Consider the following 12,146-nt stretch of genomic DNA (forward strand, 5'->3'; position numbering starts at 1 on the left):
ACAGCGGCGTCGACGCGACGAGCGTGAGCGGGCCGCGGACCCTGCCTGCCTCCGCTGCGTGTCGTGCAGGGAGGACGTCGGCGGGATCCGCGGCTCGTACGGCGTCGGCGAGTGCGTCGATGTCAGGCCCCCACGTGCTCCAGGCCGACCTTCTCGATCAGGTCGGCGCCCTTGCGCAGCCCGTCGCGCTTGCGGACGGCCTCCCCGATCTCGGCCACCCGCGCGCGCAGCGCCGTGTCGGTGAGCAGCGTCTCGACCGCGTCGACGAGCTCGGCGTCGCCGAACCCGTACGTGTCGAGCCGGATGCCGTAGCCGAGCTCGTGCACGCGCTGCGCGTTGTCGTACTGGTCCCAGAACAGCGGCAGCACGATCATCGGCTTGCCGAAGTGCAGCGACTCCGTCGTGGTGTTGTTGCCGCCGTGGGTGATGACGAGGTCGACCTGCGGGATGACCTTCGTCTGCGGCACCATCTGCGCACCGACCATCGTGTCGGGCAGGGTCAGCTCGTCGGCGCGCGGGCCCTTGCTCACGATGAACCGGTGGCGCGTCGTGCCGAGGACGTCGACGAGACGCTGCATGAGACCCAGGTCGGCGCCGCCGAGCGAGCCCAGCGACAGGTAGATCAGCGCGGAGTCGTCGGGACGGTCGGCGACCTCCGGCGGCACGACGTAGTCCTCGTCGGTCTCACGCACGCTGGAGTCGATGCGCGCCCAGGTCTCGTCGAGCGGCCGCACGTCGTGGTAGTCGGCCTCCTCGGGGAACACGTACAGGTTCAGGGTGTCGGAGCTGTGGATGAACTCCAGCTCGGGCAGCGGGGGAGCGCCCTGCTCCTGCACCCAGCTGTTGTACGCGTCCCACATCTCGCGGTGGGTCTCGTCGAAACGCTTCGTGTACGCGTCCCAGCCGTCGCGGTCGGCGACGGGATAGCCCGCGAAGAGCGGCGGCAGGTCGTCGCTGCCGCGCACCTCCAGCGGGTTGCACGACACGATGCGGACGTACGGCGCCCCGGAGGTCATCAGGGCGGGGAAGGTGACGACGTTGTCCTCGACGATGACGTCGGGCCGGTGCTCGGCGATGATCGCGCGCAGCTGCGGCTCGCAGTAGACGGCGCCGTCGATGAGCGCCTGGTACGTCGGGGCGACGAACGACTCGAGCTGCTCGATCGTCGGCTTGCGGAACTCCGGGGCCGTCTCTGCGATGAAGTCGGTCCAGAACTTGCCCGCGTCCTCCTCCACGGCGCCCTCGGCCGGCTCGGCGAGATCGACGAGCGCCTCCACGAACCCGAGCGGCTCGAGCTTGCCCTTCCACGACGCCTCGGCCGCGAAGACGACCTTGTGCCCTCGCTTGAGAAGGATGTCGCCCAGGCCGACGCACTGGTTCGTCGGTCCGTACGCCGACTCCGGCATGAACAGGATCGTCAGAGGTCGGTCAGTCATGGGTGGGTGTCCCTTCGTCAAGAGCAGCCTTGGTGATGAGCGGGTGCCCGGTGGCGAGACGGGCGTAGTCGAGCAGCAGCTCGCAGGCGACCTCGTGGTCGATCGTCGGGTGACCGGCCATCATGCGGTAGCCGTACGCGTCCTCGAGCGCGACGAGGTTGCGTCCGATGGTCAGCGACTCCTGGCGGAGGTCGAACGTGCCGCGGGCAGCACCGGTCTCGAGGATCACCTGGTACATCGCGACCTGGCGGTCGTACAGCGACGTCAGCAGCGTCCCGTAGATCGGGTGCCGCCGTGCGGCGCCGCCGAGCTCGCAGAACAACCTGACCGCGTCGTCGTCGGCGTCGGTGGGGAGGCCGGAGCGGATCGTGCTGACGAGCTTCTCGGCCGGATCGTCGATCTTCGCGATCATCTGCATGCGCTCGTCGTAGAACCGCTCGGTGCCGGCGCGGTTGGCCTCGAGGATCAGCGACTGGACGTCGGGGTAGTGGTAGAGCACCGCTCCTGACGTGAGGCCCGCCTGCTTGGCGATCTCGGTCAGCTTGACGTCGGCGCCGTGGGCGATGACGGCCTTCTGGGTCGCACTGATCAGCGCCGCGCGCCGGTCCTTCTGGCCCTGGGTCTTCGCCATCGGACCCCCTTCCCGTCGATGCGCCGCAAGGTGCGCGTGGTGATTGTCCGACAGCCTCGCACTGTTCGTCAGAAATTTGAAGACTTCTTCAGTGACGAATGTGTTTCGTCCATTTATCTTGTGTTTCGGGTCTTGTCAGATCCTCAACGGGGATGCAAATGTGGGTCCACCCGCACCATGCGGGTCACTCTTTCGCACACCTGGAGCCACCATGAAGGCACTCGCGTTCACCGGCCGCCGCCCGCTGGCCGCCGCGGCGTCGCTCGTCCTCGCCGCCGCACTCGTCGCGTGCGGCGGGTCCGACGGGGACGACTCCGCATCCGACCTCGATCCCGATGCGGACCTCAGCAAGCAGTCGATCGTCGTGTCCAACTGGGCTGACTACATGCCCGAGGACGTCGCCGAGAAGTTCGAGGAGGCGACAGGTGCCTCCATGGAGGTGACCAACCACGCCACCAACGAGGAGCTCATGGCGAAGCTGACGGCGGGGTCGGACTCCGGCATCGACGTCGCGTTCGTCTCCGGCCAGTTCGCCCAGGCGCTCGCCGAGCAGGGCCTCGTCGAGCCGATCCACGCCGACCTCGTCCCGAACATGGACAACCTCGCCGAAGGCGTGCAGAACCTCTCGTACGACGAGGGCAACAAGAACTCCGTCCCGTACACGTGGGGCACCACCGGCATCTGCTATCGCGCCGACCTCGTCGACGAGGCGCCGACCAGCTGGAACGACCTGCTCGAGCCTGCCGACGAGTACAAGGGCAAGGTCACCATGATGGCCACCGACCGCTGGCTGATGCTTCCGGCACAGAAGGCCCTCGGCTTCTCGGCGAACACGACCGACGAGGACGAGATGGCGCAGGTCAAGGACAAGCTCGTCGCCGCCAAGAAGAACCTGCTCGCCTACGACGACACCACGTTCTACGAGCGGCTCATCTCCGGCGAGGCCGTGATGGTCGAGGCGTGGGACGGCTGGTGCAACTACGGCACCGCCGAGAACGAGAACATCAAGTTCGTCGTCCCGGACGAGGGCAGCGACCTCTGGGTCGACACGATGGTCGTCCTCAAGACCTCGAAGAACAAGGAGGCGGCGCACGCCTTCATCAACTACCTCCTCGAGCCGGAGAACGGCGCGTGGGCGGCGGAGAACATCCTCTACAACGTCCCGAACCAGAAGGCGATGGACATGCTTCCGGCCGATCTGAAGGCGCAGTACCCGCCGCTGCAGGTCACCGCGGAGCAGCTGCTCGAGGGTGAGTCGCTCACGGACCTCGGCGAGGCAGCCACGATGTACACGCAGCTGGTCACCGAGATCACGTCGAGCTAGTGACCGACCTGATCAGCAGCACTCCCACCGGGAGGGGCGCCGTTGAGCGCTCCTCCCGGTGGGAGCGTGCTGCGCTCCTCGTCCCAGGGCTCGGCTACGTGTCCGCCTTCATGGCGGTGCCGGTCCTGCTCGTGCTCAGCTACGTGTTCTTCCAGCGGGGCCGGTTCGGCGGTGTCGTCTACGAGTTCACGTGGGACAACTTCGCGCGCGCGTTCTCCCCGACGTACAGGGCCGTGCTCGTCGACTCGCTGGTCATCGCCGGCGCGGCGACCGTGCTCGCGCTGCTGATCGGGTATCCGGTCGCGTACGCCATCGCGATGCTGCCCGACCGCCTGCGCACCATCGCGCTGGTGCTGGTCGTGATCCCGTTCTGGACGAACTTCCTCGTCCGCACCTACGCCTGGATCGTGCTGCTCAGCAACGAGGGCCTGGTCAACCGGTCGCTCGAGCGGATCGGCGTCATCGAGGACCCGCTCACGCTGCTCTACACGCGGGGCGCCGTCGTCGTCGGGCTCGTCTACGCGTACCTGCCGCTGATGATCCTGCCGCTCTACGCGTCGATCTCGAAGCTCGACCCCGAGCTCCGCGAGGCGGCGACGAATCTCGGCGCGAGCAGGTTCAAGGCCTTCCGCACCGTCACGTGGCCGCTCACCCTGCCGGGTGTGCTGACGGGCTGCATCTTCGTGTTCGTGCCGAGCCTCGGCAACTTCATCGTCCCCGAGCTGCTCGGCGGCGGGAAGTTCGTGATGGTCGGCAACGTCGTCCGCGACCAGTTCCTCAAGGCTCGTGACTGGCCGTTCGGGGCCACGCTGGCGCTGGTGCTCATCGTCGTGCTCGTCGCGCTGTTCTTCGTGCAGTCCCGGGTGAGCCGACGCCTCTCGACAGGAGGGCCGTCATGAGGTCCCTCGGATGGCTGCGCCTGCCGCTCGCGCTGTGCATGCTCTTCCTCTACCTCCCGATCGCCGTCCTCGTCGTGATGTCGTTCAACGGCGGTCGGTCGGCGTTCACGATGGACGGTCTCAGCCTCCGCTGGTACACGAAGCTCGCCGGCAACGGCGACCTGCTCACCGCGCTCGGCAACAGCCTGCTCGTCGCGACCGGCGCCACGCTGATCGCCGTGGTCCTCGGGACGACGCTCGCTGTCGGACTCGCCCGCTACACCCGCTCGTCGACCCTCGACGCGTACGCGATGGCGCCGGCGATCATGCCCGACCTCGTGCTCGCGATCGGGCTGCTCGCGTTCTACTCGCTGATCTCGATGACGCTCGGGCTGTTCTCCGTGATGCTGGCGCACGCGGTCTTCGGCATGGCGTTCGTCGTCGCTGTCGTACGCGCCCGGCTCGTCCAGGCGGACCCGGCGCTGGAGGAGGCGTCGCGCGACCTCGGTGCCGGCGCGCTGACGACGTTCCGTCGCGTGACCCTGCCGACCATCGCCCCGGCGGTGATCGCGGGAGCGCTGCTGACGTTCACGCTCTCGCTCGACGAGTTCGTCATCGCGTTCTTCACGAACGGCCCGACCACCCCGACCCTGCCGATCTCGATCTACTCGATGGTCCGCTTCGGCGTGACGCCCGAGATCAACGCCCTCGCCACCGTGCTGCTGCTCGTCAGCTTCACGGTAGTGATCGCGTCCGCCCGACTGAGCCGACGTACGGAGGCCCTCGATGAGTGACACCCACGTGACCACCCCCGACGTCGAACAGACGACAGGCGCCATGGAGCCGTTGGTCGACATCCGCCACGTGTCCCGGCGCTTCGGCGCCGTCACTGCGCTGGACGACGTGAGCCTCACCATCGCCGAGAACGAGTTCTTCGCGCTGCTCGGCCCGTCGGGCTGCGGCAAGACGACGCTGCTGCGGGCGATCGCCGGGTTCGAGCGCCCCGACAGCGGCGAGATGCTGCTCGGCGGCCAGGACCTCGTGGCGCTCCCGCCGCACCGGCGACCGCTCAACCTGATGTTCCAGTCGTACGCCCTGTTCCCGCACATGACGGTCGAGGCGAACGTGTCGTACGGCCTGGAGCAGGAGAAGCTGCCGAAGCAGGAGATCCGCCAGCGCGTCGGCGAGGTCCTGGAGACCGTCGGCCTCTCGACGACGGCGAAGCGAAGGCCGCACCAGCTCTCGGGAGGCCAACGCCAGCGGGTCGCGCTCGCTCGTGCGGTCGTGAAGCGGCCCAAGCTGCTCCTGCTCGACGAACCGCTCTCGGCGCTGGACCGCAAGGTGCGCTCGCAGATGCAGCTGGAGCTGAAGCGCCTCCAGCAGGAGGTCGGCATCACCTTCGTCGTCGTGACCCACGACCAGGAGGAGGCGATGTCGATGGCCGACCGCCTCGCCGTCCTGGCGCACGGCCGCGTGCAGCAGGTGGCGACGCCGGTCGAGACCTACCGGCGGCCCGCCAACCTTTTCGTCGCCGACTTCATCGGTGACAGCAACCGGTTCGCCGGCCGTGTGGTCGACGGCGGTCTGCACGTCCCCGACGTCGGGCTCCTGCCTGGACACCCGGTCGGTGACGTGACAGGCGACGCCCACCTCGTCGTACGCCCCGAGGAGACCCGCCTCGGAGCGCCCGGCGCCGGCCTGATGGAGGGCCAGGTCGTCGAGACCCAGTTCTTCGGCGGCGTCTCCACGGTCGCCGTCGACGTGCCTGGCCACGCCGACCCTGTGCTGTGCGCGGTCAGCGGCGTCTCGACCGTCGAGCGCGGCGCGACCGTCTCGCTCCACTGGACGGCCGACGCCGCCGTCGTGGTCGGGGGAAGCCTGTGACGCGAGCCGACGCCGCGATCGACAGGCTCGTCGCCGAAGCGAGGCCCGTCCCGTATTGGACCGATCGCACCCCGCCCTCGCAGGACACCGATCGCCTCCCCGGGCCGGCGCGCGCCGACCTCACCATCGTCGGCGGCGGATTCACTGGCCTGTGGACGGCGATCCTCGCCAAGGAGGAGGACCCGTCGCGCGACGTGGTCGTCCTGGAGGGCGGCGAGGTCGGGTGCGGCGCGTCCGGCCGCAACGGCGGGTTCGTGTCGGACTCGCTGACGCACGGGCTCGCGCACGGGACGGCGAACTGGCCGGACGAGCTCGGCGACCTGGTCCGGCTCGGCCGCGAGAACGTCGCGGAGATCGCCGCGTTCCTCGACCGCGAAGGCGTCGATGCCGGGCTGCGGCTGTGCGGCAAGACCGTCGTCGCGACCCGCCCTCACGAGGTCGAGGCGCTCGCACGGTCGTACGAGGTGCACCGCGAGCACGGCGAGGACGTGTCGCTGCTGTCCGCCGACGACGTACGCCGTGACGTCGACTCGCCTACGTACCTCGCGGGCATGCGGGTCCGCAGCGGTGGCGGTCTGGTCGACCCCGGTCGGCTCGTCGCCGGGCTCCTCGAGGTGGCGCGCGGCCGCGGCGTCCGTGTCCACGAGCGCTCCGCCGTGACGGGCATCGAGCGCCGCGGCAATGCCATGGCGGTGGCCACGGAGCACGGTGAGGTCCTCAGCCGCCAGGTGGTGGTCGCGACGAACGCGTTCCCGCCGCTGCTGCGTCGCATCCGTGCCTACACGATCCCGGTGTGGGACCACGTGATCGTCACCGACCCGCTCTCGCCGGCCCAGCTGGCCGCGATCGGGTGGTCCGAGAACCAAGGCCTGACCGACTCCGGCAACCAGTTCCACTACTACCGCCGTACGCCGGACGACCGGATCCTCTTCGGCGGCTACGACGCGATCTACTACTACGGTGCCAAGACCGACGCGTCGCTCGCGCAGCGCGACTCGTCCCACCGGCTCCTGGTCAAGCACCTGACCGCGACGTTCCCCACGCTCGAGGGCATCGGGATCAGTCACCGCTGGGCGGGGATCATCGACACGTCGACGCGGTTCACGCCGGTGTTCGGGACCGCGTACGCCGGCCGGCTCGCCTACGCGGTCGGCTACACCGGGCTCGGCGTCGCGTCGTCGCGCTTCGGGGCGCAGGTCGCGCTCGACCTGCTCGGCCGACGCCGTACCAAGCGCACGCGTCTGGCCGCTGTCACCGCGCGGGCCGTCCCGTTCCCGCCCGAGCCGCTGCGCTACCCGATCGTCCAGGCGACGCGGCACCAGCTCGCACGGGAGGACACGACGGGGCGTCGGCCGGCGATGCTGCGCGTGCTCGACCGGTTCGGAGTGGGGTTCAACAGCTGATGGAGGAGAAGACGATGGAGCACGGAATGTTCGTCGACGGCGCGACCCGAGCGGGCGCCGGCGCCGAGATCACGCTGACCGACCCTGCGACGGGAGAGACGACCGTACGCTTCCGGCAGGCCTCAGCCGCCGACGTGGACGACGCCGTCGCCTCGGCGAAGGCGGCCTTCGGCGGGTGGTCACGCCGTACGGCGGGGGAGCGCGCTCGCATCCTGCTGCGGCTCGCCGACCTCCTCGACGACCACGCCGCCGCGCTGACGAAGCTCGAGGTCGCCGACTCCGGCAAGCCCACGGCGGTCTTCGCCGACGGTGAGCTGCCGTTCGCGACGGACAACCTGCGCTTCTTCGCCGGGTCGGCGCGGTCGCTGGAGGGGAGCGGCGCCGGTGTGCTCAGCGAGGGCCACACGTCGATGCTCATCCGGCGCCCGGTCGGCGTCGTCGGTGCCATCGCCCCGTGGAACTTCCCGCTCGTGATGGCGATCTGGAAGATCGGACCCGCCCTCGCCGCCGGCAACACGATGGTGCTCAAGCCAGCGCCGACCACCCCGCGCAGCACGGTGCTCCTGGCCGAGCTCGCCGCCGCGGCCGGGCTGCCCGCCGGAGTCCTCAACGTGGTGACCGGGGGTGCCGACGTCGGCGAGGCGCTCGTGGAGCACCCCGACGTCGCGATGGTGTCGATCACCGGTTCCAGCCGCGCCGGTCGAGCGGTCATGGGAGCGGCGGCTCCTCGCACGAAGCGCGTCCACCTCGAGCTCGGCGGGAAGGCGCCGGCACTCGTCTTCGCCGACGCCGACGTCTCCGCCGTGGCGCAGGGCCTCGCGATGGCCGCGACGTACAACTCCGGACAGGACTGCACGGCCGCGACCCGCGTCTACGTGGAGCGGTCGGCGTACGACGCGGTCGTCGAGGCGATCGCCGAGAAGATGTCCAGCATCCGCGTCGGCGACCCGCGCGACGCGGCCACCGACATCGGTCCGCTCGTGTCGCGTGAGCACCGCGACCGCGTCCACGGCTTCGTCGAGCGTGCGCTCGCGGCCGGGGCGAAGGCTGCGTGCGGAGGCGTCGTACCCGAGGGTGTCGGCGCCTACTACCCGCCGACGCTCGTCACCGGTGCCGACCAGCGGTCCGAGATCGTCCAGGACGAGGTGTTCGGCCCGGTCCTCGTCGCGCTGCCCTTCGACACCGAGGAGGAGGCGATCTCCCTCGCGAACGACAGCGCGTACGGGCTCGCGTCGTCGGTGTGGACCTCCGACGTCGCCCGCGCGCTGCGCGTGACGCACTCGATCGAGGCCGGGGTCACCTGGATCAACGACCACCTTCCGATCGCCTCGGAGGCACCGCACGGCGGGGTGAAGGGGAGCGGGTTCGGCAAGGACATGAGCCACGAAGCCGTCCTCGAATACACGGTGACGCACCACGTGATGGTGAAGCACGCGGTCGTCGAGGCGCACGACTCGTTCCGCCCGGCGTAAACCCTCGCGTACGAATTGTTTTTGTCCGAGCACGCGCATAATCCAATTTCTGAAGAACGGATCAATCGCAAACAAATAGAGTGTCCACCTCGTGCCAGCCTGCGCGCATTTTCCTGGCTGGCGTCCCGGCATGCCTGCAATTTCAAGGATTTCCGGCACTGGAAACTATTTGAAGATTCCTTCAGGAAATGTCTTGACGGCAATCTCGGCACCTCTGAAGATTGCTGATCAAAGGCGCCAGAAGTCGCCGCCGCTCAAATTCTGCATCGTGTTGTGAAAAGCGATTCTCGGCTGAACCGGAGCGGTCTTGCACCTGGAGGAGGACAGCACGGTGAATGAGGTCACACGAAGGAGTCTGCTGCTCGGAGCAGCAGCGGTCGCCCGCGCGACCGCGACTGCAGGCTCGGCTCCTGGGACGTCGTCGTGGTCGGCGCGGGCGCGGCGGGGCTCGGTGCAGCCCGGCGGCTCGCCGACAACGGGCTGAAGGTCGTCGTCCTGGAGGCGCGCAACCGCATCGGCGGACGCATGTTCACCGACCGCTCCTCGATGGGGATCCCGATCGAGCGCGGCGCGGAGCTCATCCACGGCGGCCCGCACGCGTCGACGTGGAAGTACGTCCAGGAGGCGAACATCCGGACGGCGATGTTCACGGACAACTACGTCCGCCTCGACGAGACCCAGCCGTGGCACAACCCGGAGTCGCTCATGGCGTACTCCTTCCCGAAGGGGATGCCGGCTGGGCTGGCGGTCTACGACACCGAGCCGCTCCCGACGCCGGACCCCGGCGAGATGGCCGAGCACTACCTCGTCCACAAGATCGGGATCACCGACGAGAACTGGCCGACCGCCGTGCACTTCCTCGCGGTCGACAGCGAACCGCTCTACAACATGGCGGCGACGTCGATCCTGGACACGCTGGCGGACTGCATCCACTACACGCTGCACCCCGACGAGCTCCCCGAGCCGGAGGTCCTGAACCCGAACGACCCCGAGCACGACGACGGCGACTACCGCGTGATCGGTGGGTACGACCAGGTGCTGCGAGCGGTCGCCCGTCCGGTGGACGTCCTGCTGAACACCGTCGTCAAGCACGTCGAGTACACCGCGAACGGCGTCGTGATGCAGACCTCTCGCGGAGCCATCAAGAGCGCCCGGGCGCTGATCGCCGTGCCTGCCGGAGTCCTCAAGCGGGACATGATCGTGTTCGACCCCGTGCTGCCGGCAGACAAGCTCGCCCTGATCGACCAGTTCCAGTACCGGCCGATCTTCAAGTGCCTTCTCGAGTTCGACCACAAGGTGCTGACGATCAACGGCAAGGACTTCGGGTACGCCGAGCCGCTCCGAGGGAACCCGAAGACGCTCTGGAACGCGTCGATCGGTGCGCCCCGCTACAAGGGCCAGGTCATCACCGGGTGGGTGACGGGCGCCGCCGCGGCCGAGCTCCTGCAGCTGTCGCAGCGGGATCGCTACCGTGCGACCCTCGACGTCGTACGCAAGGCGGTGGGTGACAACGGTCTGAAGTACAAGAACGCCGTCATGCACGACTGGGCGCAGGACCCCTTCGCGTGGGGAGCGTACGGCCGGGGTGTCGGCAGCCAGATCTACAAGCCGGTCGACGGCGTCATCTACTGGGCCGGCATCCAGACGAGCAGCATCCACGCGTCGTACAACTCGGGCGTCGCGCAGGCGGACCTGCTCCTCGCGAACCCCCCGGTGCGCGGCTGGTCGCAGCGAGGCAGGGGCCAGGCCGCCGCGCACTGACCTGCGAGCCGGGTCCCGCCGAGCTCCGGTGAGGCGGGACCCGGCTCGTATCGGTTGTCCTCGGGTTGCGGCCGTCCTCGAGGTTCAGGATCATCGCGAGCAGGGAGACAATCCCTGGCACAAAAGGTTCCTCACCCCTGGAGGTCGACCGTGTTCCGATCACTGCGCCACATCCTCGCCGCCCTCGCCGTCCTGCTCGCCACGACCGTGTCGGGGGTGGTGGGCACGGCGGCGCCTGCCTCCGCCGACGCCTGCTTCACCTGGAGCCGCACCCTGTCGCAGGGCGCGACCGGCGCCGATGTCCGCCAGCTCCAGATCCGCGTGTCCGGATATCCCGGGTACGGCGCCGTGCTGGGGCTCGACAGCAGCTTCGGCCCCGCGACGAAGGCCGCGGTCACCCGCTTCCAGCAGGCGTACGGCCTCACCGCGGACGGCATCGCCGGCCCACAGACGTACGCGAAGCTGTATGCCTTGCAGGACGACGACTGCACGCCGGTCAACTTCACGTACGCCGAGCTCAACCGGTGCAACAGCACCTGGGCGGGGGGAGCGGTGTCAGCCGCGACGGCCAAGGCGAACGCGCTCGTCACCATGTGGAAGCTCCAGGCGCTCCGGCACGCGCTGGGTGACCGCCCGCTCGGCGTCAACAGCGGGTTCCGCAGCTACTCCTGCAACAGCGCCGTCGGAGGCGCGTCGAACAGCAGACACCTGTACGGCGACGCCGCCGACCTCGCCGCCGGGTCGCAGGGCTTCTGCACGATCGCGAGGCAGGCGCGCAACCACGGCTTCACGCAGATCCTCGGTCCCGGTTACCCCGACCACAACGACCACGTCCACCTGGCGACGCCGGCATCGCGTCACTGGTCCGCCCCCACCTGCGGGATCTGAGGGCGCCGCCGCAACGGTGCTCGACCGACGCGCATCCCTTGCGCCGCAGGGGATGCGCGTCAAAGGGGACCCCCCTGTTGAGGTGCTTGGGGGACCGTGTAATGTTCTTCTTGTTGCCGGGGACGGCGGCGGGCAAGGCCGGTCTGGTCGGGTTCGCGGTCCTGTGGCACTCCTCCTCTCTGAAGACTGCCGGTGGCTCTGTTTGGGTCGCTTTGGGTGGTGCTGTAGGTTTGGGGGTCGCGCCTTGGTCTGATGCCTCGTGTTTGGGGTTGAGGGTTTTGTGTGTCTGATGTTTGAGAACTCAACAGTGTGCTAAAAGTCGACGAGATAATCAGTATGGCCTTTTTGGGGTCATGATTCCGTGACAAATTATTTGTCAGCAAATAGTTAGTCCGGGTTCAAATGTTTGATGTTGTGGCTCAGCCTTTGGTTGGGTTTTCGACGGAGAGTTTGATCCTGGCTCAGGACG

10 protein-coding genes are annotated in these 12,146 nt (G+C 68.6%); 8 read left to right on the top strand and 2 right to left on the bottom strand.

Translation table 11 applies throughout. The annotated features are described in order from the left end of the window. Positions 1 to 122: 122 nt before the first annotated feature. Entirely contained in the window at positions 123 to 1,436 is a 1,314-nt protein-coding gene (locus tag GH747_RS17530) for a glycosyltransferase (RefSeq protein ID WP_149770900.1), read from the bottom strand. Continuing rightward, positions 1,429 to 2,067, bottom strand: coding sequence for a TetR/AcrR family transcriptional regulator (locus GH747_RS17535; protein WP_149770901.1), 639 nt, complete (start codon positions 2,065 to 2,067; stop codon positions 1,429 to 1,431). The genes GH747_RS17530 and GH747_RS17535 overlap by 8 nt, the downstream gene beginning before the upstream one ends. Before the next feature lie 211 nt (positions 2,068 to 2,278). Here GH747_RS17535 and GH747_RS17540 point away from each other — a divergent pair, with 211 nt between their 5' ends. From GH747_RS17540 to GH747_RS22455, 8 genes are all read left to right on the top strand, one after another. Then, positions 2,279 to 3,391, top strand: a complete 1,113-nt coding sequence (locus GH747_RS17540; protein WP_149770902.1) for a polyamine ABC transporter substrate-binding protein — start codon at positions 2,279 to 2,281, stop codon at positions 3,389 to 3,391. Next, a complete protein-coding gene (locus GH747_RS17545; RefSeq protein WP_205603001.1) occupies positions 3,391 to 4,290 on the top strand; it encodes an ABC transporter permease in 900 nt (299 codons plus the stop codon). The genes GH747_RS17540 and GH747_RS17545 overlap by 1 nt, the downstream gene beginning before the upstream one ends. Then, positions 4,287 to 5,063, top strand: a complete 777-nt coding sequence (locus tag GH747_RS17550; protein ID WP_149770903.1) for an ABC transporter permease — start codon at positions 4,287 to 4,289, stop codon at positions 5,061 to 5,063. Before GH747_RS17545 ends, GH747_RS17550 begins: the two co-directional genes overlap by 4 nt. After that, entirely contained in the window at positions 5,056 to 6,153 is a 1,098-nt protein-coding gene (locus GH747_RS17555) for an ABC transporter ATP-binding protein (RefSeq protein ID WP_149770904.1), read from the top strand. Before GH747_RS17550 ends, GH747_RS17555 begins: the two co-directional genes overlap by 8 nt. Next, on the top strand, positions 6,150 to 7,556 hold the full coding sequence (locus GH747_RS17560; protein WP_149770905.1) for an NAD(P)/FAD-dependent oxidoreductase: 1,407 nt from the start codon (positions 6,150 to 6,152) through the stop codon (positions 7,554 to 7,556). Before GH747_RS17555 ends, GH747_RS17560 begins: the two co-directional genes overlap by 4 nt. Before the next feature lie 14 nt (positions 7,557 to 7,570). Beyond that, on the top strand, positions 7,571 to 9,028 hold the full coding sequence (locus GH747_RS17565; protein WP_149770906.1) for an aminobutyraldehyde dehydrogenase: 1,458 nt from the start codon (positions 7,571 to 7,573) through the stop codon (positions 9,026 to 9,028). A gap of 423 nt (positions 9,029 to 9,451) precedes the next feature. Then, positions 9,452 to 10,789: a flavin monoamine oxidase family protein gene (locus GH747_RS17570; protein ID WP_163695739.1), complete on the top strand. Its 1,338-nt coding sequence runs from the start codon at positions 9,452 to 9,454 to the stop codon at positions 10,787 to 10,789. Positions 10,790 to 10,939: 150 nt separating this feature from the next. Further along, complete coding sequence (locus GH747_RS22455) at positions 10,940 to 11,677, top strand: D-Ala-D-Ala carboxypeptidase family metallohydrolase (RefSeq protein ID WP_276208366.1); 738 nt, start codon at positions 10,940 to 10,942, stop codon at positions 11,675 to 11,677. Positions 11,678 to 12,146 lie beyond the last annotated feature (469 nt).

The organism is Mumia xiangluensis, assembly GCF_010994095.1.
Taxonomy (GTDB): Bacteria; Actinomycetota; Actinomycetes; order Propionibacteriales; family Nocardioidaceae; genus Mumia; species Mumia xiangluensis.